Origin of the sequence: Bacillus stercoris, from assembly GCF_029772985.1 — a bacterium.
Classification (GTDB): Bacteria; Bacillota; Bacilli; order Bacillales; family Bacillaceae; genus Bacillus; species Bacillus stercoris.
On record NZ_CP121861.1, the window covers coordinates 754568 to 774510 of the forward strand.

General features: G+C 46.6%; 21 protein-coding genes. 16 read left to right on the forward strand and 5 right to left on the reverse strand.

All coding sequences use genetic code 11. The features are described from left to right. Nucleotides 1-4: 4 nt before the first annotated feature. The 3 genes from QA442_RS03870 to QA442_RS03880 all read left to right on the forward strand — a co-directional run bounded on the left by QA442_RS03870 (nucleotide 5) and on the right by QA442_RS03880 (nucleotide 4596). Nucleotides 5-202 carry a PspC domain-containing protein gene (locus QA442_RS03870; protein WP_095431968.1) on the forward strand — a complete coding sequence of 66 codons (198 nt, stop codon included), beginning with the start codon at nucleotides 5-7 and terminating at the stop codon, nucleotides 200-202. A gap of 1 nt (nucleotide 203) precedes the next feature. Continuing rightward, nucleotides 204-563 carry a phage holin family protein gene (locus tag QA442_RS03875; RefSeq protein ID WP_095431967.1) on the forward strand — a complete coding sequence of 120 codons (360 nt, stop codon included), beginning with the start codon at nucleotides 204-206 and terminating at the stop codon, nucleotides 561-563. A 163-nt stretch (nucleotides 564-726) separates the two neighbouring features. Next, nucleotides 727-4596 (forward strand): lamin tail domain-containing metallophosphoesterase family protein, encoded by a 3870-nt coding sequence (locus QA442_RS03880; protein WP_095431966.1) that lies wholly within the window; start codon nucleotides 727-729, stop codon nucleotides 4594-4596. Nucleotides 4597-4615: 19 nt separating this feature from the next. On the opposite strand, the gene nagR is transcribed toward QA442_RS03880, so the two are convergent. The 3 genes from nagR to nagA are packed head-to-tail and all read right to left on the reverse strand — an operon-like array spanning nucleotide 4616 to nucleotide 7278. After that, entirely contained in the window at nucleotides 4616-5347 is a 732-nt protein-coding gene (gene nagR, locus QA442_RS03885) for an N-acetylglucosamine utilization transcriptional regulator NagR (protein ID WP_071582348.1), read from the reverse strand. Between the two features lie 15 nt (nucleotides 5348-5362). Continuing rightward, a complete protein-coding gene (gene nagB / locus QA442_RS03890; protein WP_071582349.1) occupies nucleotides 5363-6091 on the reverse strand; it encodes a glucosamine-6-phosphate deaminase in 729 nt (242 codons plus the stop codon). Beyond that, complete coding sequence (gene nagA, locus QA442_RS03895; protein WP_095431965.1) at nucleotides 6088-7278, reverse strand: N-acetylglucosamine-6-phosphate deacetylase; 1191 nt, start codon at nucleotides 7276-7278, stop codon at nucleotides 6088-6090. The genes nagB and nagA overlap by 4 nt, the downstream gene beginning before the upstream one ends. Nucleotides 7279-7459: 181 nt before the next feature. Here nagA and hprK point away from each other — a divergent pair, with 181 nt between their 5' ends. From hprK to hprF, 5 genes are read left to right on the forward strand one after another with little or no spacing between them, the layout of a single operon-like run. After that, nucleotides 7460-8392 (forward strand): HPr(Ser) kinase/phosphatase, encoded by a 933-nt coding sequence (gene hprK / locus QA442_RS03900; protein WP_095431964.1) that lies wholly within the window; start codon nucleotides 7460-7462, stop codon nucleotides 8390-8392. 13 nt (nucleotides 8393-8405) lie between these two features. After that, nucleotides 8406-9215, forward strand: a complete 810-nt coding sequence (gene lgt / locus QA442_RS03905; RefSeq protein WP_014665518.1) for a prolipoprotein diacylglyceryl transferase — start codon at nucleotides 8406-8408, stop codon at nucleotides 9213-9215. 23 nt (nucleotides 9216-9238) lie between these two features. Then, a complete protein-coding gene (locus QA442_RS03910) occupies nucleotides 9239-10177 on the forward strand; it encodes a nucleoside recognition domain-containing protein (protein WP_014665517.1) in 939 nt (312 codons plus the stop codon). Further along, nucleotides 10174-10824 (forward strand): pyrophosphatase PpaX, encoded by a 651-nt coding sequence (ppaX, locus tag QA442_RS03915; RefSeq protein WP_071582353.1) that lies wholly within the window; start codon nucleotides 10174-10176, stop codon nucleotides 10822-10824. The genes QA442_RS03910 and ppaX overlap by 4 nt, the downstream gene beginning before the upstream one ends. Before the next feature lie 3 nt (nucleotides 10825-10827). After that, entirely contained in the window at nucleotides 10828-11346 is a 519-nt protein-coding gene (gene hprF / locus QA442_RS03920) for an acyltransferase (protein WP_071582354.1), read from the forward strand. 19 nt (nucleotides 11347-11365) lie between these two features. Here the strand turns inward: hprF and pelC are convergent, their stop codons facing one another. Continuing rightward, nucleotides 11366-12031 (reverse strand): pectate/pectin lyase PelC, encoded by a 666-nt coding sequence (pelC, locus tag QA442_RS03925; RefSeq protein WP_071582355.1) that lies wholly within the window; start codon nucleotides 12029-12031, stop codon nucleotides 11366-11368. Nucleotides 12032-12271: 240 nt separating this feature from the next. Further along, entirely contained in the window at nucleotides 12272-13024 is a 753-nt protein-coding gene (locus tag QA442_RS03930) for a C39 family peptidase (RefSeq protein ID WP_069838639.1), read from the reverse strand. Between the two features lie 250 nt (nucleotides 13025-13274). Between QA442_RS03930 and QA442_RS03935 the strand changes: the two genes are divergently transcribed. From QA442_RS03935 to hisIE, 8 genes are read left to right on the forward strand one after another with little or no spacing between them, the layout of a single operon-like run. Beyond that, the gene (locus QA442_RS03935; RefSeq protein ID WP_095431963.1) at nucleotides 13275-14450 is read left to right on the forward strand and encodes an ATP phosphoribosyltransferase regulatory subunit; all 1176 of its coding nucleotides are present in this window, start codon (nucleotides 13275-13277) and stop codon (nucleotides 14448-14450) included. Continuing rightward, a complete protein-coding gene (gene hisG, locus QA442_RS03940) occupies nucleotides 14443-15084 on the forward strand; it encodes an ATP phosphoribosyltransferase (protein ID WP_040081700.1) in 642 nt (213 codons plus the stop codon). The genes QA442_RS03935 and hisG overlap by 8 nt, the downstream gene beginning before the upstream one ends. Further along, entirely contained in the window at nucleotides 15081-16364 is a 1284-nt protein-coding gene (hisD, locus tag QA442_RS03945) for a histidinol dehydrogenase (protein WP_069838641.1), read from the forward strand. Before hisG ends, hisD begins: the two co-directional genes overlap by 4 nt. Beyond that, nucleotides 16361-16945 (forward strand): imidazoleglycerol-phosphate dehydratase HisB, encoded by a 585-nt coding sequence (gene hisB / locus QA442_RS03950; protein WP_069838642.1) that lies wholly within the window; start codon nucleotides 16361-16363, stop codon nucleotides 16943-16945. Before hisD ends, hisB begins: the two co-directional genes overlap by 4 nt. Beyond that, nucleotides 16946-17584 carry an imidazole glycerol phosphate synthase subunit HisH gene (hisH, locus tag QA442_RS03955; protein ID WP_069838643.1) on the forward strand — a complete coding sequence of 213 codons (639 nt, stop codon included), beginning with the start codon at nucleotides 16946-16948 and terminating at the stop codon, nucleotides 17582-17584. Beyond that, nucleotides 17581-18318 carry a 1-(5-phosphoribosyl)-5-[(5-phosphoribosylamino)methylideneamino]imidazole-4-carboxamide isomerase gene (gene hisA / locus QA442_RS03960; RefSeq protein WP_069838644.1) on the forward strand — a complete coding sequence of 246 codons (738 nt, stop codon included), beginning with the start codon at nucleotides 17581-17583 and terminating at the stop codon, nucleotides 18316-18318. Before hisH ends, hisA begins: the two co-directional genes overlap by 4 nt. Continuing rightward, nucleotides 18315-19073, forward strand: a complete 759-nt coding sequence (gene hisF, locus QA442_RS03965) for an imidazole glycerol phosphate synthase subunit HisF (protein ID WP_069838645.1) — start codon at nucleotides 18315-18317, stop codon at nucleotides 19071-19073. The genes hisA and hisF overlap by 4 nt, the downstream gene beginning before the upstream one ends. After that, nucleotides 19070-19693 carry a bifunctional phosphoribosyl-AMP cyclohydrolase/phosphoribosyl-ATP diphosphatase HisIE gene (gene hisIE, locus QA442_RS03970; protein WP_024571940.1) on the forward strand — a complete coding sequence of 208 codons (624 nt, stop codon included), beginning with the start codon at nucleotides 19070-19072 and terminating at the stop codon, nucleotides 19691-19693. The genes hisF and hisIE overlap by 4 nt, the downstream gene beginning before the upstream one ends. Nucleotides 19694-19943: the final 250 nt, after the last annotated feature.

The window sequence follows — 19943 nt, forward strand, 5'->3', positions numbered from 1 at the left end:
TCGAATGAATAAGCTTTATCGCTCAGAAATAAACAAGAAAATCGCTGGTGTCATTGGAGGTCTCGCGGAATATTTCAATTGGGATGCATCACTCCTCAGAGTCATAACTGTCATCTTAGCAATTATGACAAGTGTCTTACCGGTTTTGCTCATTTATATCATTTGGATTTTTATCGTCCCGTCAGAAAGGGATATGAAATGACATGGTAAAATGGGCAGTCAGCATTTTAGTCAATGCATTGTTATTAATCGTCATTGATGGATATATTGACTCCATCCATATCAGCAGCATTGGGGCAGCGATTATCGCCAGCCTCATTTTATCGATCTTAAACGTGCTGATTAAACCGCTTTTAGTTATTTTTACACTGCCGGTCACCATGGTGACGCTTGGGCTCTTCTTGTTTGTGATTAACGCCATCACGCTGATGATGACCGCGTCCATCATGGGTGACAGTTTTCAAATCGACGGCTTCGGCACAGCGATATGGGCATCCGTTATCCTGTCGGTGTTTCATTTGCTGATTCAAAAAGGCATTTTAGAGCCACTTAGAAAAAAATAAAAAAAAGCTGCCGCAAAGGTAGCTTTTTTACATGTTCTGCAGCCTTCTTAAAAAATTGTGAAGTAATCGCTTTTTGTTGCTTTGTCAGATTGGACATTGTTTAAAAATGAACTCATAAGCTTCCCTGTTCAGACGCAAAATACATGAAAAGGGAGGTGTTTTGGTGAGGAAATACACAGTTATCGCTTCTGTACTATTGTCTTTTCTATCCGTTTTATCTGGCGGCCATCATGAATCGAAAGCCTTTCCTGTTATACAGCAGGAACTATTTCAAACGCCTCATTACATACCTTTGCTTGAAAATCCTCCTCAAATTGATGTGAAAGCTGAAATGAGAAGCAACCTAATGATTGAGGCTCAAGTTCGTGACAATTCGTATCAAGCATTTTCCGCCTTTCTTTTTTACAAACAAAGTAATGAGCTGGGCTACAAAATGGTGCCGATGGATCCGACACCCGGGGCGGTCCGCAAGTTTTTGGCACAAATTCCGAAACGTTTGATTTGGAACAGCGAGCTTGAGTATTACATTGTGATGTCGAATGGGAAGCAGCGGGTGGAGTCGGAGACGCAGAAACTGAAGCTTGAAGGATACCAGGCTGACCTTGCGCATATTCCAGAGCTTTTGATCACAGAGCTGGCGGTTGATACGAAGAACATAGGACGCGCAGACGGTTATGAATTTATTGAGATTTATAATACGACTGACAGAACGATTGATTTTAAAGACTACCATATCCGTTACCGCTACCCAAAAGAAGGACCAGACTCCGATTTGATTTGGAGACCTGATGAAAAAATCTTGATACCATCCGGCGAAACGTTTGTCATCTGGCTGAAGCCTGCCGGGCATCCAGAATTGACGCCGGAGGATTTCAATCGGTATTATCAGACACAATTAATAGAAGGAAAAAATCTTGCGGTGATAGACGAGACAGAGGGTATGGCTAATACGAGGCCGCGGGCGGTTGTAATATCAACGAATACAGGAAAGGATATTTCGGCAGCGCATTATCGGAAACATGCGCTGCGCCGGCTGTCATCTGTGCTTTACAAGTATCCGCTAAACGGAACTGCAGAACTTTTGAACATTTCAATCGGGGAAAAAAATCCGTCTCCCGGAACCGTATTACAGGCACAGGTACCCGAGCAGAAACGGAAAATCAAGCTGGATAAAGAAAAGCCGGTTATTGAGGATTTGACTGACCGCAAGCCTGTCCGCCCTGCTGAAAGCATTGAGCTGCGGGCTGACATAAGGGATCGCAGTCTGGTGAAAACAGCAGCTTTTTACTACCGGACGGATGAGAACAAACCGTTCAAGCGAATTCTTGCTGAAAAAGACCGCAACGATAATCTCTACCATTATATTGTGTATTCGCCTGAATTGATCGGGAAGGATCAGCTAGAGTATTATGTGGCGGCCGGGGACGGGATCAATGAAGCGAGAACGCCGGACAAAATGATTGATATTAAACAAACAAGCAAGTCGCACGGTCTGCGGATGAATATTGAAAACAGAGACACGCTGTCGGGAACTCAATTTCTCAAAGCCACGACAGAAGGGCGAGCTGACCGCATTAAGCTATGGATTGACGGGAAAAAACAAGTGACAGAGCCCGCGATGGAAAAAGAAGTATATTTTGCATTCGATACGAGGAAAACGAACCTTTATTTTAAAAACGCGGTAACGATGGAAGGAAAAGTGCTGAAGGTGTTCGATGATACAACAAATAAATACCGCACCTATTCTGTTCCATTGCCAGAGACACTGCTTCGGAAAGGGAAGCAGCTGCAGCGTATTACAATACGATCGGGTTCGAAGGTGTCTCCGTTTGATACGGCTGAAAACCGTGATGACTTCTTAGTCAAAAACGCCCGATTGGTGTTATCGGATGGAACGGTGATCAGGGATCAGAGGGTGTCTCCTGAGAAGGAACTCTTGATTGGCGATAATCAGCGCTCGAATAAAAGCTGGCAATTTCAGTTCAATCTGCCTGACGGACTATTTACATCACAGCTGCTGGAGTGGGACACATCAAAGCTTTCTGAAGGCGCTCACCATATTCAAGCAAGCGACGGCAAGGAAAATGTCAGCCTGGTTGTACGGGTAGATAATTCAGGACCTCACATTGAGCCGAATATCACCGAGGGGCAAACGTATAAAGGAAATCTTATCCTGCAGGCGGATATGTATGATAAATGGAGCAAAATTGAGGAAGCGGAAGCGTCTTTAGATGGAGAAAGCATTACACTCCCATATCATACGTCCTCTTCTGATCTTTTGCCGGGAAAACATTCTCTAAAAGTGACAGCAACGGATCTCGCGGGCAATAAAACAGTGATTGAGAGGATATTTAAAACCGAACGAGAGCATCCGGACCAGCCGGAGGTTATAGACAGCGAAGCCGACACGCATAAGGCCAAGCTTTCTGTGCGGGTGAAGGATCCGACGAATGATGCCATGGATGTTGGTTTTTATAGGGGATTTCAATATACAGCGCGCAATCATGTGAAAATATTTAAGCACGCGTCACTGACTGAACCGCCGAAAAGCTTTGTGCCGGAAAGGGAGACCCCATTTACGAATAAAGAATTGGAGCGGGTATCAGCTACTGATGGAAAAACAGTATCGACAGAAAACAAAGAGCTTTTCCCTTATCATCGCTTTGAAGTGACGGTTGATCCATCAATTGATGAGAATGATCTGGCAGAAGCGGTTTGGAAGGGCAGTTCTTTGCCGGGGAGAAAGGTGACGATGTATGCTTGGAATTATCGGACAAACGAATGGCAGCCTGTTGACAGCTTCGTCGCGAAGGATGACAAACCGTTTACGCTGAAAGCGTCTGTGATTGCCGCCGATTTTGTACGGGAGTCGAAAATGAATGTGATTGTACAGGATGAAATTCCTCCTGCGAAGGATATGTACACATTTGTCTGGATGTCTGATACACAGTATTACGCCGAAAGCTATCCGCATATTTTTGATAAACAGACCGAATGGATAAAAGATAATCAAAAGCAGCTCAATATCAAATATGTGTTCCACACGGGTGATATTGTAGATGATTCTGCCGATATCAGACAGTGGAAAAACGCTGATCGGTCAATGTCCGTTCTGGATAAGAGCGGAATTCCATACGGCGTGCTGGCCGGTAATCACGATGTCGGACATAAGGATGGTTCCTACAGGGCGTTTGGCAAATATTTTGGCAGCGATCGTTTTGATAAAAAATTGCATTACGGCGGTTCCTATAAAAACAACCGCGGACATTATGACCTGATTTCGAGCAACGGCAACGATTATATCATGCTTTACATGGGATGGGGCATTACGGATGAAGACATCGCGTGGATGAATCAGATACTGAAGAAGCACCCTGACCGGATGGCTATTTTAGCTTTTCATGAGTATTTGCTGGTCAGCGGAAACAGAAGCCCAATCGGAGAGAAAATATTCAAAGAAATCGTAAAGCCGAACCCTAATGTTGTGATGGTGTTGAGCGGGCATTATCATAGTGCGATGAGAAAAACAGATGAGCTTGATGATGATGGTGATGGGAAACCGGATCGTCTCGTGCATCAAATGCTGGCCGATTATCAGGGCGGGCCAGAAGGCGGGCAAGGGTATTTGCGTTTGCTTCAATTTGACCAGGCCAATGACATGGTGCACGTATCGACGTACTCTCCGTATGTAAAGGATAAGAATTACTATGATACGGATACCTATGGCAACAAGGATGAATTTTCCCTTTCGCTTGATTTGAAGCCACGAATCAAAAAGGTGGAAACCGATTATTTTGAATGTAACGTATATACCAATGAAGAGCTCGGAAAACGAGAGCAAGTGAAGAGCGGGGATACAGCTGAATTCCGCTGGGATCATCTTGAACCGCAGTCTGTTTATTATTGGTACATTATAGTGGAAGACAGTTTTAACGGCAAAACGAAATCACCGATCTGGAAGTTCAAGACGAAAAAAGAGACATATCGTCCGGCACCAGACCAGTTTGATTTTCGCCATGTCTCCAATCCTTAAAAAGGGTTGGAGGCTTTTTTTATGAAAGACGATCCATATAGTGGACAAATGTATAACGGTCGCCTCTATATACGGATTTTGCATGCTCAAAAGCAGTTCCGTTCTGCAGATATGTTGTTCGTTTAATTAATAGGACAGGCGCTCCCTTTTGGATACCAAGAATGTGTGCTTCTTCCGAGGTGGCAGCGCTTGGTTCAAGCTCCTGTTTGGCACGGGCAATCGGTATGTTGTTGTACCTTTCAATATGCTCGTAAATCGACGATCGAAAATGAGATTCATTTAATTCACCCGCAAGCTCAAACGGAATATGTGAGGACTCAATCGCCATCGGAATATCATTTGCCAGCCGCACCCGAGTGATTTTATGGATAGAGGAGGGGTGCCCGCAGCCTAATATAGCCGCGAGCTCCTCAGTTGAATCAATAAGCTGATAATCAATGAGCTTGCTGCCCGGTGTCATTCCGCGGCTTTTCATATCCTCGGTAAAGCTTGTCAGTCCTTGGAGGGCTTGTTCCATTTTTGGCTTGCTGACAAAGGTGCCCCGCCCTTTCAGGCGATAGAGCAAGCCTTCATTAACTAAATTAGAAAGCGCCTGGCGAACCGTCATCCGGCTGATCCCGAATTGTTCGGCATATTCGCGCTCAGAAGGAAGAGGCATGTCCGGCTGCAGCTCTCCGCTCTTAATTTGGTTTTTTAGTTGCTCCATAATCTGATAATAAATCGGAATAGGCGATTGTTTATTGATATGCATAAGTCAGCGTTCCTTTCAAGGTCTTAATGACGCGGCTTCACGATCAATCAAAACCGTAACATCGGAATGCAGGTGCAAAGCAGATGCGGGAAACTCTTCGCTTATGTTTCCTTCTAACAGCTTACTTACAGCTTCCGCTTTGCTTTTTCCAGAAATGATCAGCAGAATGCGCTTGCTTGAGAGTATTGTTTGAATTCCCATTGTCAGTGCTTTTTTCGGCACGCTGTCTATGGAAGAAAAATATCTGGCATTCGCTTGGCGGGTTTGCTCATTTAATGTCACAACATGAGTTCGCGACTTGAAGGACGTTCCCGGTTCATTAAAGCCGATGTGTCCGTTGCGCCCGATGCCGAGAAGCTGTATGTCAGTGCCGCCGAGGGATTCGACTAGCTGTTCATACCGTTTGCATTCGGCTTCCAAATCGTCTGCATTTCCATTCGGAATAAAGTGCCGGCTAGGCTTGCTGTCGATATGCTGAAAAAAACGGTCGTTCATATAGAAGTGATAGCTGTTCGGATCGTTGTTTGAAAGTCCGGCGTACTCATCCAAATTAACTGTAGTGACGTTTTGAAATGAGAGATTCTCAGTTTGGTGCAGGCGGATCAGCTCGCGATATGTGCCTTCCGGCGTGCCGCCTGTCGCTAAACCGAGAACGGCATCAGGCTTATCTTTGATTGTAGCTGCTGTTATTCTGGCTGCTTTTTGGCTTAGCTCTTCATACGTTTGACATTCCATTACTTTCATATCTGGTCAGCCTCCTTGGATATAAATGCAATGTTTCCGCGGCAAATGGTGAGAATCACCTCACAATCACTGCTGACAATCACCAGATCTGCATCTTTTCCCACTGCCACACTGCCTTTTCGGTCAAAGATGCCCAGCTGTTTGGCCGCGTTTGCAGAAGTTATATTAGCTATATCCGTCCAAGAGCAATTTGTAAACTCACGCATATGCCGTGCGCCATCGTTCATTTTGAGGATCGAACCGGCAAGGGTTCCGTCTGAAAGAAGAGCTGTTCGTCCTCTTACCGTCACACTTTGGCCGCCGAATTCATATACGCCGTCCTTCAGTCCTTTTGCCCTCATGGAATCAGTAATTAAAATGAGCTTGCTGCTGCCTTTTGCCAGAAAAGCAAGCTTTGCCGATAAAGGATGGGAGTGGATGCCATCGGCGATAAGCTCTGTCACAAATCCATCATGAGCCAGTGCCGTTCCAATTACTCCGGGTTCTCGGTGATGAAACGGGCTCATCGCGTTGTACAGATGGGTCATATGGGTCGCGCCTGCTTTGGCGGCCTCCGACAGCAATGCGGAATCGGCATCTGTGTGCCCCATGGACGCAATAATCGATTCGTCTTTCAAATGGCGGATCAGTTCGAAATGCTGATCCTCCTCCGGCGCAAGTGTAACAATTTTGATCAGTCCGCCCGCCTCCTGCTGCCACTTTTTGAACAGCGCAACATCAGTAGGCCTGATCCACTCTTTTGGCTGGGCTCCGGCTCTTTTAGGTGAAACAAAGGGACCCTCTAAATGAATGCCGAGCAGTTCTGCACCTAATAAGGAGGACTCTTCAGCCGCTTTCCACTCTCTTGCATTCACCAACGCTTGAGAAATGTTCCCATGCTCTTGGGTAATCGTTGTGGCTAAAAAGCTCGTCGTGCCTTCTTCGGGCAGTCTTGACGACATGATGTCAAGGGCGGAAAAGCTTGCGTCCATCATATCCGCTCCATAGCCCCCGTGGATATGAATGTCTATCATGCCGGGAAGCAAAACGGAATCCGCAGGTGCTTGAATCTCTTTTGAATATGACTCCTTGGGCCGTTCTGTTGAGACTGTGCTGATTTTTCCGTCATTGATTCCGACATAGCCGTTTTTGATTACTTCATTTTCTGTCACGATCGCAATGTCTTTGATAAGAAGACTCTCTGCCATAGATGATCCGCCTTTCTGGAATTTGAATACCTTTATTTTACTCTTTTTCAGACTAGTGATCTAGACCAGCTGAGGTGTTTTCCCGCCTTTTATAAAATCTGTTTTAGGTTCAAGCCTGAAAGTGATAAAATGAAAGTATTGTGAGCAAGCTCGGGGCAGCCCGGAACAGGAGGAACATATCGTGGCAAAGGTTCGCACAAAAGACGTAATGGAACAGTTCAATTTGGAATTAATCAGCGGAGAAGAAGGAGTTAACCGCCCGATTACAATGAGTGACCTATCAAGACCAGGTATTGAAATTGCCGGATATTTTACATATTACCCGAGAGAGCGCGTGCAGCTTCTCGGAAAAACAGAGCTTTCTTTCTTTGAACAGCTTCCGGAAGAGGATAAAAAGCAGCGAATGGATTCTCTGTGCACTGATGTAACACCAGCTATTATTCTTTCTAGAGATATGCCGATCCCGCAGGAGCTGATTGACGCTTCTGAGAAAAATGGGGTGCCAGTCCTCAGATCGCCGCTGAAAACGACAAGACTGTCCAGCCGTTTAACCAACTTTCTTGAGAGCCGGCTGGCCCCTACCACGGCGATTCATGGCGTTCTTGTCGATATATATGGTGTCGGCGTGCTGATTACAGGAAAAAGCGGCGTCGGGAAAAGTGAAACAGCGCTGGAGCTTGTGAAAAGAGGGCATCGCCTTGTTGCCGATGATTGCGTTGAAATTCGGCAGGAGGATCAGGACACCCTTGTCGGAAACGCTCCGGAATTAATTGAGCATCTCCTTGAAATCAGGGGGCTTGGCATTATCAACGTGATGACGCTGTTTGGCGCCGGCGCGGTCAGAAGCAATAAACGAATCACGATTGTCATGAATCTTGAACTTTGGGAGCAGGGCAAGCAATACGACCGTCTCGGGCTTGAGGAAGAAACCATGAAAATCATTGATACAGAAATCACAAAACTGACGATTCCCGTCCGTCCTGGCCGAAATCTGGCAGTCATCATCGAAGTGGCAGCAATGAACTTTAGATTGAAGCGGATGGGGCTGAATGCCGCTGAGCAATTTACGAACAAGCTGGCGGACGTCATTGAAGACGGTGAACAAGAGGAATAGGAGTTGGCGTTAAATGAATGAAGCGATAGAACCACTCAATCCGATAGCTTTTCAGCTGGGGCCGTTAGCCGTCCATTGGTACGGAATCATTATCGGTCTCGGCGCTTTGCTGGGGCTGTGGATTGCGATGAGGGAAAGTGAGAAACGGGGGCTGCAGAAAGATACGTTTATTGATCTTGTCTTGTTTGCCATTCCGATTGCAATTATTTGTGCACGAATTTATTACGTTGCCTTTGAATGGGATTATTATGCGGCACATCCGGGAGAAATCATTAAGATCTGGAAGGGCGGCATTGCCATTCACGGCGGGCTAATTGGCGCCATTTTAACTGGTTATGTGTTTTCAAGAGTGAAAAACCTTTCGTTCTGGAAGCTTGCGGATATTGCCGCGCCAAGCATTTTGCTCGGCCAAGCGATCGGCCGCTGGGGGAACTTCATGAATCAGGAAGCGCATGGCGAGGCTGTCAGCAGAGCATTTTTAGAAAGCCTGCACCTGCCTGAATTTATCATCAATCAAATGTACATCAATGGGCAATATTATCACCCTACCTTTTTATATGAATCACTATGGAGCTTTGTCGGCGTTATTGTTTTACTGCTTCTGCGCAGAGCGAATTTGCGAAGAGGCGAGATGTTCTTGATCTATATCATTTGGTATTCAATCGGAAGATACTTTATTGAAGGAATGCGGACTGACAGCTTAATGCTGACAGAATCACTTCGCATTGCTCAGGTGATTTCAATCGTATTGATTGTTTTGGCTGTGGCAGCCATCATCTTCAGACGCGTCAAGGGATACTCGAAGGAGCGGTACGCGGAGTAGACGTCAACAAAGGGGGATGGGGGATGAAGAAGATCTTTCTGGCCGGTCTTGCGGCAGGTCTTCAAACAACATGGACACTCGGTAAAGTCATTTTCCCGGTAACACTATTGGTCACTTTGCTTCAGCATACGCCTGTCATGGATTGGCTTGTACGGCTGATCACACCGGTAATGGGTCTCTTCGGGCTTTCCGGTGAAGCGGCCATTCCGCTTGTGCTGGGAAATATGCTGAATCTGTATGCGGGAATTGCCGGGATTTTGACGTTGGATTTGTCTGTAAAAGAAGTCTTTATTTTAGCTGTTATGCTTTCATTCTGTCATAACTTGATTATCGAATCGACAGTTGCCGCAAAGGTTGGCATCAGAATTGGCGTTATATTGGCGGTGCGCATCGGTTTGGCCGCTGTGTCAGCCATCGTCATCAACCTCATTTGGCATGGCGGACAGGAAACGGCACAGTACGGTTTTATCGCTGCGAAGAGCGTTGCGCCGGACAGTTGGCTGGCAATGCTGGCAGAAGCCTTAACGAAAGCCGGGCTTGGTGTTTTGCAGCTGGCGGCAATAGTAATCCCGCTGATGATCATCATCCAGTTTTTAAGAGATTTAGGCTGGCTGCATCGGTTTTCCAGGTGGCTGTCGCCGTTTACGCAGCTGCTTGGCATGAATAAAAATACGTCTATGACGATGGTGGCGGGACTGACGATTGGTCTGGCCTACGGAGCGGGTGTCATGATCAAAGCTGTCGAGGATGATGGCGTGAGCAAGCGGGACATGACTTTGGCATTTATATTTCTCGTTGCCTGCCATGCGGTCGTGGAAGATACACTTGTCTTTATTCCGCTCGGCATACCGGTCTGGCCTCTTCTTTTGATTCGTGTCACCACAGCAGTTCTGCTGACAATGGCTATTGCGCATACATGGAAAAAGTGGAAACCCTCAGCGGTTGGAAAGGAAGCAATATGAGTGACAAACAAGTAACGACGATTCTGTTTGATTTAGACGGAACGCTTATTAATACGAATGAATTAATTATCGCGTCCTTTTTGCATACACTGGAGCATTATTATCCGAGCAAGTATAAACGAGAAGATGTCCTTGCGTTTATCGGGCCGTCTCTTTTTGAAACGTTCTCCTCGATGGACCCTGATAAATGCGATGATATGATCGCTATGTACAGAGCATACAATCATGACATGCATGATTCACTCGTCACTGAATATGAAACGGTATATGAGACCCTGGATGCATTAAAAAAATCCGGCTTTCAATTAGGGATTGTGACAACAAAATTAAGAGATACTGTCAATATGGGCCTCAAGCTCACGGGAATCAGCGAATTCTTTGAAACGGTTGTTACCCTTGATGATGTGAGAAATGCGAAGCCTGATCCCGAGCCTGTGCTGTTAGCGCTGAAACAGCTAGGAAGCAAGCCCGAGGAAGCCATTATGGTCGGTGATAATTACCATGATGTGCTGGCAGGGAAAAACGCCGGAACAAAAACCGCAGGAGTCGCATGGACGATTAAAGGGCCGGAAACGCTGGCGAAGCATGAGCCTGATTTTATGCTTGAGAAAATGAGTGATCTATTACAAATTGTTGGAGTGAAGTAATCTGTGAGAAAAACAGATCGCCATCCGGTCTCAGGAGCTAACTCACTGTGGCATGTCTATCAAACGGTCCCTTTTTTAAAGGTCGTTAAAAACTTCATTGTCATACAAATTGCGAGATATACACCGTTTATAGGGATGAAAAACTGGCTGTACCGTACATTTCTGCGGATGAAGGTTGGAAAACAGACATCCTTTGCCCTCATGGTGATGCCAGATATCATGTTTCCGGAAAAGATCTCAGTCGGAACGAATACAATCATCGGGTACAATACGACCATTTTGGCCCATGAGTATTTGATTCAGGAATACCGGATCGGCAAAGTTCTGATCGGAGACGAAGTAATGATTGGAGCCAACACGACTATTCTGCCCGGAGTGGAAATAGGGGATGGCGCAGTTGTGTCCGCCGGAACGCTTGTCCATAAGGATGTGCCTGACGGGGCATTTGTCGGCGGGAATCCGATGAGGGTCATCTATACGAAGGAAGAAATGCAAGAAAGATTGAAAAAGTCCGCTGAATAAACATCAGCGGACTTTTTTGTTAAAATTGAGTATTGTTGTTTTCGTAAATATGCTGAACGCCAATCCATTTTTGACCGACATGAGAGTAGCGTGTGTTTGTCATTCTGACCGTGCTTGTTTTGCTGTCCGTCCGGAATATCGCTTCCTTCATGTTTGTGATGGTGCACTTATCAATGATCACATCAACGTGGAAGGTTGAACCGCCAAGCTGTCTAATGAACTTCCCGCCATTGTCTGCCGTGAAATTTTTCACTGTGAATGTACTGGCTTTATTGATTTGGAAAATCTTATCTGACGCTTTTTGAGCAGAGCCGCCGTCGATGGTCACTTTACCTTCCTTCTTCACGGTTAACGCATCCTCACCAACATCTTCCCACTTCACATTCTGAATGTTAACGTTTCCATAAGTGTGCACGCCATCAGCAGCAGGTGCGCCGAGCACCACATTTTTCAGAGTTGCTCCATCCTCCACACGAAAAACAGGTTTTTGGTTTTCGGACTGGCTTCCGTCACCTAGTTCTTTCCCTGCCACAAACCGCTGTCCTTTCCCGTCATATGTTGTATTTTTTGGTACGATCATTGTTTCGTGAACCACTTTGTCAGCTGCGAAAGCAGTTGATGGCTGAAACTGGCTGAGACCCATAACCAAACCGAGCATACATAGGATAGACACGATTTTTTTCAATAATAAAATCCTCCCCGGATATCTTCGTTTTTTGCAAGAGAAGCGTCAGCGACTTGCTCCGGCTTCTCTCACATAGATCGGGGCAAGGCTGAATCTGTTTTAATCATAAAAACAGACAGCCTGAAAGTAAAGATAATTTTGGAAAGTAAATGGAAAATGAATCAATCTTACCGATTGAAACAAAAAGCATGAATATCGTCGTGTTTGCTCAGGATAGAGCAAAGTGGGGATTTCAAATGTTTACTTTTGAATAACGACAGCTTGGCTGCCCATTTGTTTCCACGCTTTTTCAAAGCTCGTCCTATCGGTTTTTCTGTTTTTATAGCCATACGGGTCATTGAGATACACATATTTCTCATCATATCCCGTAACGGCGACGCTGTGTTCGCTGTACGTAATCTCTATCGTTCCGCTTGGGGTTTTCCATGTCTGCATGTTGTCAACTGGCGCAAAGCTGGCGGTCGTAATGACCCAAACTGGATTGCCTTTTTCAAGCTGCTGATAAACAGCGGAAATACTTTTTCCAGTCAGATCTGATACTTTGTCTCCGGCATAGGTTTTCGCCAGCTGATAGATCGGTCGATGGTAGACACCGAGACCAGGGCCATTTGCCATATCCCCGACAAATCCGTCATTCGGATTACCTTTTAATCCGCTGCTGTATGTCAAAGGCACTGTGGCAATCTGGTTTGCCAGGGTGTTTTTTGTCACGTCGTATCCCGCGTAATTCAGCACCATCGCAAGGCTTGTTACTTCACAGCCGTTATAGAGCCGGGGCGCGTCCATTTGATTGTAAAGGATGACATCAAGCGGCTTTGCGCTTCCCTTCAGCTCCTTTTTGCTATTCGCACCTGTATCTGTATCGCTGTCAGAAACCGCTTTTTTAAGACTGTTCAAAAAAGGAATATCTATATCTTTTGCATCTATTTTAAGTCCGAAAAAAATAACGCCTGAAAGAATCATCAGGACACATAGAGTTCGCAGTGTTTTCATCTTTATCTCCTTGTTCTCTATTTGATTTGTATTATAGCATGCCAAACATAAAGAATTTGAGATATTACGTACCTTTAATACATTGTTCATGATTTTTTCATAATGAGGAGAAGGATATTTGGACTAAAAAAATTCTGGCTGAAGTTAAGCATTGATTTTCATTCTTTCATCTGCTAACATATTATCATATTAGCGAACTAAAGGATTCGGAATTTTCCTTCATAAGATGACAACGGAGGTGCGCGGGTTGATGTTTATGTTTGAAAAACCGCACGGCATGAGAGATACACTGCCCGGTTTATACGAAACGAAAAAAAAGGTGAGACGATCGTTAACCGATTTGATTGATAAATGGGGATATCAATTTATGGAAACGCCGACACTGGAGTTTTACGATACCGTTGGCGTCCAGTCAGCAATAGAAGAGCAGCAGCTGTTTAAGCTTCTTGATCAGGACGGCAAGACATTGGTGCTTCGACCGGATATGACGGGGCCGATTGCAAGGGTGGCAGCATCAAAGCTTTTGAAACACGATCATCCGCTCAGAGTCGGCTATGCGGCAAATGTATTCAGGGCTCAGGAGCGTGAAGGCGGACGTCCTGCAGAGTTCGAGCAGGTTGGAGTGGAGTTAATCGGTGACGGCACGACGAGCGCGGATGCGGAGGTTATTGCTTTAGTCGTCGGTGCATTAAAAAACGCTGGGCTGGCATCCTTTAAAATTGCCATCGGCCATGCCGGTATTGCGGATGCTTTGTTTGTTGAGGTGCTCGGAAACGTTGAACGGGCTGATGTGCTGCGGAGGTTCTTATATGAAAAGAACTACGTCGGCTACAGAGAGCATGTCAAATCTCTCCCGCTTTCCTCCATTGATAAAAGCAGGCTGCTTGAGCTCCTCGAATTGCGGGGCGGCATAGAAGTATGCGGACGTGCTGAGGAAATCGTCGATTCTGCACAAGGAAAAAGCGTGGTTGATGAACTGAAGGCGCTGTGGGATATTCTTGAGGATTACGGATGTACGGAAAATGTCCGCCTGGATCTGAATATGGTCAGCCACATGAGCTATTACACAGGGATTTTATTTGAAGTGTACGCTGAGAATGTCGGTTTTGTCATTGGAAGCGGCGGCCGTTATAACAAGCTGTTGGGTCATTTTGATTCACCTGCTCCGGCAACAGGTTTTGGGCTTCGGATCGACCGGCTGATTGAAGCCCTTCATATGAAAGACGAACCTTGTGATATAGATGCTGTTATTTTCAGCAAAGAGCAGCGGGCGCAAGCCATCGCTTATGCGAATGAAGAACGGATGAAAGGGAACAAAGTGGTTCTTCAAGATTTATCGGGAATAGAAAATATCGACCAGATGACAAAATCTTTTGCAAACGTCACTTATTTTATCGGTGCCAGAAAGGAAGAGCAAAATGGGTAAGTTACTCACAATGGCGATGCCAAAGGGCCGGATATTTGAAGAAGCGGCAGGGCTGCTGAGGCAGGCGGGCTATAAGCTCCCTGAGGAGTTTGAAGATTCGAGAAAACTGATCATCGATGTGCCGGAGGAAAATCTCCGTTTCATATTAGCGAAGCCGATGGACGTAACCACGTATGTGGAGCATGGCGTGGCAGACGTCGGAATTGCGGGCAAGGATGTCATGCTGGAGGAAGAGCGCGATGTGTATGAGGTCCTGGATTTGAACATCAGCAAATGCCACTTGGCAGTCGCCGGACTTCCGAATACAGACTCGAGCGGCGTAGCGCCACGAATCGCGACAAAGTATCCGAATGTGGCCTCCAGTTATTTCAGAGAGCAGGGAGAACAAGTCGAGATCATTAAGCTCAACGGGTCAATTGAGCTGGCCCCCCTCATTGGACTTGCAGATCGGATAGTGGACATTGTTTCCACAGGACAGACGCTGAAAGAAAATGGGCTTGTAGAAATGGAGCACATTTGTGACATTACCTCCCGCTTTATTGTCAACCCGGTAAGCTATCGAATGAAAGACGATGTGATTGACGAAATGGCATCCCGCCTATCTCTTGTTGTGGAAGGAGAAACGGCAAAATGAAGATCAAAACCATCAGCGGAGCAGAGCGGCTTTCTCTCAAGCGTTCCATCGATGCAGGAACGGAAGAGCAAAGAAAGACGGTCCGGTCCATTATTGAAGATGTAAAGGCAAATGGTGATCAGGCGGTCCGCAGCTATACAGCGAAATTTGACGGGATCGACATAAACAGCCCGCTCGTCACAAAAGAGGAAGTTGAGGAGGCATACACCTCGCTGGATTCACATCTTCTTCAAGTGATTAGGCAGGCAATCGAAAATATTAGGGAATATCACGAAAGACAGCTGCAATCCTCCTGGTTTTATCACAGAAAGGACGGCACAATGCTGGGACAGAAGGTGACGGCGCTTGATTCCGCCGGTGTATATGTGCCAGGGGGAACGGCCGCATACCCTTCATCTGTTTTGATGAATGTGATTCCGGCGCTTGTAGCAGGCGTTGAAAGAATCGTTCTCGTCACGCCTCCGGGAAAAGACGGTCGGCTGTCTCCGGGGGTTTTGGTTGCTGCTGCTGAGCTTGGCATAAAAGACATTTACAAAATGGGCGGGGCTCAGGCAATCGCGGCGTTAGCATACGGAACAGAAACCATTGAGCCAGTGGATAAAATCACGGGTCCCGGCAACATTTATGTCGCGCTTGCCAAACGGGAGGTGTTCGGTGATGTCGATATCGATATGATTGCCGGACCTAGTGAAATCGTCGTGCTGGCTGATGAAACAGCGATACCGCATGAAATTGCGGCCGACCTGCTTTCGCAGGCGGAACACGATAAGCTCAGCTCATGTGTGTTTGTCACAGATTCCATGGCACTGGCCGAGGCGGTTTCAGCCGAGGTGAATGAGCAGCTGAAAACCTTGCCGCGACGAGAAATAGCGGAAGCTTCGGTGAGTGATTACGGTTGTATCTATGTGGCAGACACAATGGATGAAGCGATTGATACCGTCAATACGCTCGCGCCAGAGCATTTAGAAATCCTCACACAGTCTCCGGAAGCTTTGCTTGGCAGCATCAAACATGCGGGTGCGATTTTCTTAGGCAGATACAGCCCTGAGCCTGTCGGTGATTATTTCGCCGGGCCAAACCATGTGCTCCCGACAAACGGAACAGCCAGATTTTCAAGTCCTTTAAACGTAACGGATTTTCAAAAGAAATCGAGCATTATTTCTTACAGCCAATCAGCTTTTGAAGAACATGCCGAAAGCATCGCGGCTTTTGCCAGACTGGAAGGGTTAGAAGCCCATGCCAGATCAATTGAAGCGAGAGAACGGAGGAATTCTAAATGAGAAAAGCGGAACGCGCCAGAAAAACAAACGAAACAGATATTGAGCTGGCATTCGCAATAGACGGCGATGGACAGGCGGATATCAAAACAGACGTGCCGTTTATGACACACATGCTGGATTTATTCACAAAACACGGACAATTCGATCTTTCCATAAACGCAAAAGGCGATGTTGATATAGATGATCACCACACGACTGAAGATATCGGCATCTGCTTAGGACAGGCGCTGCTTGAAGCGTTGGGTGATAAAAAAGGAATCAAACGCTATGGCTCGGCGTTTGTGCCGATGGATGAGGCAATTGCTCAAGTTGTGATTGATTTAAGCAACCGGCCGCACTTGGAAATGCGCGCTGACTTCCCGGCGGCGAAAGTCGGAACTTTCGATACGGAGCTTGTACATGAATTTTTGTGGAAGCTGGCGCTCGAAGCCCGGATGAACCTGCACGTCATCGTTCATTACGGCACAAACACCCACCACATGATTGAAGCTGTTTTTAAAGCGCTGGGGCGCGCGCTTGATGAAGCGACAACGATCGATCCGCGTGTTAAAGGAATACCGTCAACGAAAGGGATGCTGTAAATGATCGGCGTGATAGATTACGGAATGGGCAATTTATACAGTGTCTCAAAGGCGCTTGAGCGTGTCGGCGTACCGTACTTTGTTTCTGAAAAGCCCGAGGCACTGAAAGAAGCCGATGCCTTCATTTTGCCGGGAGTCGGTTCATTTGGAGACGCGATGGACAATTTGCGCCACACGAAGCTCGATCAATTGATTCACGATATGGTCTCAGAGGGAAGGCTGCTTCTCGGGATCTGCCTTGGCATGCAGCTTTTATTTGAAGAAAGCGAAGAAAACGGCACCGCTTCAGGGCTCGGGCTGCTAAAAGGAAAAGCAGTCAGGCTGAAAGCAGAAGATGAAAAAGGAAACAAGCTGAAGGTTCCGCATATGGGCTGGAATCGCCTTTCCTTTCATAACGAATCTCCGCTGCTGTCTGAAACAGAACAAGGCTACGCTTACTTCGTTCATTCTTATTATATTGACGGGATGGAGGGGGATGCGCTTCTGGCAAGCGCCGATTATGGTGTGCGAGTGCCTGCATTAGTCGGAAAAGGGAATGTCTTCGGCGCCCAATTTCACCCGGAAAAAAGCAGCACGGTCGGAATGTCCATCTTAACCCAATTCACGAAAATGGCAGCAGAACAGAAGGTGAAAAAATGAGTGCTTTTACATTATATCCGGCAATTGATATGAGAAACGGCAAATGTGTCCGCCTTGTTCAAGGTGATTATAATAAGGAAACAATATATGGCGATTCACCGTACGACATGGCTGAGTTATTTGCGAGAGAGGGTGCCGAATGGATCCATCTCGTTGATCTCGACGGAGCCAAAGAAGGGAAAAGAGTGAATGACCGCCATGTGATTGAGATTGCGCAAAAGCTGAATCTGAAAGTTGAAATCGGCGGCGGGATCCGTTCTGAAAATGACGTCTATGAATATTTATCAGCAGGAGTCGATCGGGTGATCCTGGGAAGTTCAGCAGTTTCTAATCCTCCGTTTGTCAAAAAAATGCTGAAACAATATGGTGAGAAGATTGCCATCGGACTGGATGCGAGAAACGGTTTTGTTTCAACAGAGGGATGGCTGGAAACATCAACCCTTAAGGCAGCTGAACTGGGCAAAGAGCTGGCCAATGAAGGTGCGGAAGTCTTTATTTTTACTGACATCGCAACAGACGGAATGCTGTCAGGCCCAAATGTTCAAAGCACGGTCGAGCTTGCTAAGGAAACGGGGAAATCGGTGATCGCGTCCGGCGGAGTCAGCTCTGTCGCGGATCTCGAAGCCCTCGCCCGCTATCAGGCGGATGGCGTCTCTGGAGCGATCATCGGAAAAGCGCTGTACACCAATCAGTTTACGCTGAGTGAGGCGCTTGAAAGGGTGGAGCGCAAATGATCACAAAACGGATTATTCCATGTCTTGATGTCAAAGAAGGACGCGTTGTCAAAGGAATTCAATTTCTCGAATTGAAGGATGCCGGTGATCCGGTTGAACTTGCCGAAGTGTACGACCGGGAAGGTGCGGATGAACTGGTCTTTCTTGATATCTCCGCCTCGCATGAAGGACGAAAAACGATGGTAGACGTCGTGGAGCAGGTTGCCGCGAAGCTTGCGATTCCGTTTACAGTCGGCGGCGGCATCAATCAGCTCAGTGATATGAAAACGATTCTGCGTGCCGGAGCAGACAAAGTGTCGGTGAACACGGCAGCTGTTCTCCGCCCTGAGCTGATTACAGAAGGAGCCGAATTTTTTGGTTCCCAATGCATCGTTCTTGCCATTGATGCCAAGTATGACAAAGAATCTGACACATATAAGGTCTACACGCACGGCGGCAGAAAGAAAACAGATTGGGATGTCACCGAGTGGGCAAAAGAAGGCGTCAAACGCGGGGCAGGAGAAATATTGCTGACAAGCATGGACTCTGACGGTGAGAAAAAAGGGTTTGACCACAGGCTGACAAAGCTTGTTTCTGAAGCTGTCCCCGTCCCTGTTATCGCTTCGGGAGGCGCGGGAAGCGCGCAGCATATGCTTGAGGCTTTTACAAAAGGGGAAGCCGACGCTGCGCTGGCCGCCTCAATTTTTCATTATAAAGAAACATCAATTAAAGAAGTGAAATCATACTTGAAAGAGTACGGGGTGAATGTGAGATGAAACAGGCAGATGAACTGCGTTTTAACGAGGACGGATTAATTCCTGCCATCGTGCAGGATGCGGCAAGCAAAGAAGTGCTGACACTTGCCTATATGAATAAGGAATCGTACGAAAAAACGCTGGAAACGAAGGAAACATGGTTTTACAGCCGCTCCCGCCAAGCGCTATGGCATAAAGGAGAAACCTCAGGGAACACGCAAGCCGTCAAAGGTATCCGGTATGACTGCGATCAAGACGCGCTGATCGTACTCGTAGAACCGTCAGGCCCGGCATGCCACACTGGCAGCTACAGCTGTTTTACAAAGGAACAAACAGAAGAACAGGCCGCGGGCCGATTCGGCATCATGAACGAACTGGAGCGGGTGATTGCGGAACGCCAAGCGGAAATGCCTGAAGGAGCTTACACCACGTACCTCTTCCGTGAAGGCGTCGATAAGATTTTGAAAAAAGTCGGAGAAGAAGCATCCGAAGTCATCATCGCCGCGAAAAATCGGGACCACGAGGAACTCAAATGGGAAGCGGCAGACCTGCTGTATCACCTGCTTGTCCTGCTCAGAGAACAAGCCTTGCCGCTGGATGATGTGCTTGATGTATTGAAAAAACGCCATTCTGAGAAATAAAAGGATTGGAGCTGCTCATATGTCAGCTCCTTTTTTATGTATTTGTTTCTGCAGAACCATTTGTCTTGTCCTAATAGAAGAAATGAAAAAACCAATCGAATTTCCTATTTAACAAAAATTTCCCATGATGTAACATGACTAAGAATGAAAATCCCAAATGGATATCAGGTCTTTAGGATTATTTTATACAAACCGGTCAGGATAGTGAGGAAAAGACATAGTATGAAAAAGCGGCTGCTAATTATTCGAA

What these genes read in the sequence shown, in the direction of transcription:
- lgt (WP_014665518.1), top strand. Translation starts at nt 8,406, where the DNA reads ATGAATGAAGCGATAGAACCACTCAATCCGATAGCTTTTCAGCTGGGG.
- ppaX (WP_071582353.1), top strand. Translation starts at nt 10,174, where the DNA reads ATGAGTGACAAACAAGTAACGACGATTCTGTTTGATTTAGACGGAACG.
- QA442_RS03910 (WP_014665517.1), top strand. Translation starts at nt 9,239, where the DNA reads ATGAAGAAGATCTTTCTGGCCGGTCTTGCGGCAGGTCTTCAAACAACA.
- QA442_RS03935 (WP_095431963.1), top strand. Translation starts at nt 13,275, where the DNA reads ATGTTTATGTTTGAAAAACCGCACGGCATGAGAGATACACTGCCCGGT.
- hisG (WP_040081700.1), top strand. Translation starts at nt 14,443, where the DNA reads ATGGGTAAGTTACTCACAATGGCGATGCCAAAGGGCCGGATATTTGAA.
- hisF (WP_069838645.1), top strand. Translation starts at nt 18,315, where the DNA reads ATGATCACAAAACGGATTATTCCATGTCTTGATGTCAAAGAAGGACGC.
- hisB (WP_069838642.1), top strand. Translation starts at nt 16,361, where the DNA reads ATGAGAAAAGCGGAACGCGCCAGAAAAACAAACGAAACAGATATTGAG.
- hisA (WP_069838644.1), top strand. Translation starts at nt 17,581, where the DNA reads ATGAGTGCTTTTACATTATATCCGGCAATTGATATGAGAAACGGCAAA.
- nagA (WP_095431965.1), bottom strand. Translation starts at nt 7,278, where the DNA reads ATGGCAGAGAGTCTTCTTATCAAAGACATTGCGATCGTGACAGAAAAT.
- nagR (WP_071582348.1), bottom strand. Translation starts at nt 5,347, where the DNA reads ATGCATATCAATAAACAATCGCCTATTCCGATTTATTATCAGATTATG.
- hisD (WP_069838641.1), top strand. Translation starts at nt 15,081, where the DNA reads ATGAAGATCAAAACCATCAGCGGAGCAGAGCGGCTTTCTCTCAAGCGT.
- QA442_RS03870 (WP_095431968.1), top strand. Translation starts at nt 5, where the DNA reads ATGAATAAGCTTTATCGCTCAGAAATAAACAAGAAAATCGCTGGTGTC.
- hisIE (WP_024571940.1), top strand. Translation starts at nt 19,070, where the DNA reads ATGAAACAGGCAGATGAACTGCGTTTTAACGAGGACGGATTAATTCCT.
- QA442_RS03875 (WP_095431967.1), top strand. Translation starts at nt 204, where the DNA reads ATGGTAAAATGGGCAGTCAGCATTTTAGTCAATGCATTGTTATTAATC.
- hisH (WP_069838643.1), top strand. Translation starts at nt 16,946, where the DNA reads ATGATCGGCGTGATAGATTACGGAATGGGCAATTTATACAGTGTCTCA.
- nagB (WP_071582349.1), bottom strand. Translation starts at nt 6,091, where the DNA reads ATGAAAGTAATGGAATGTCAAACGTATGAAGAGCTAAGCCAAAAAGCA.
- QA442_RS03930 (WP_069838639.1), bottom strand. Translation starts at nt 13,024, where the DNA reads ATGAAAACACTGCGAACTCTATGTGTCCTGATGATTCTTTCAGGCGTT.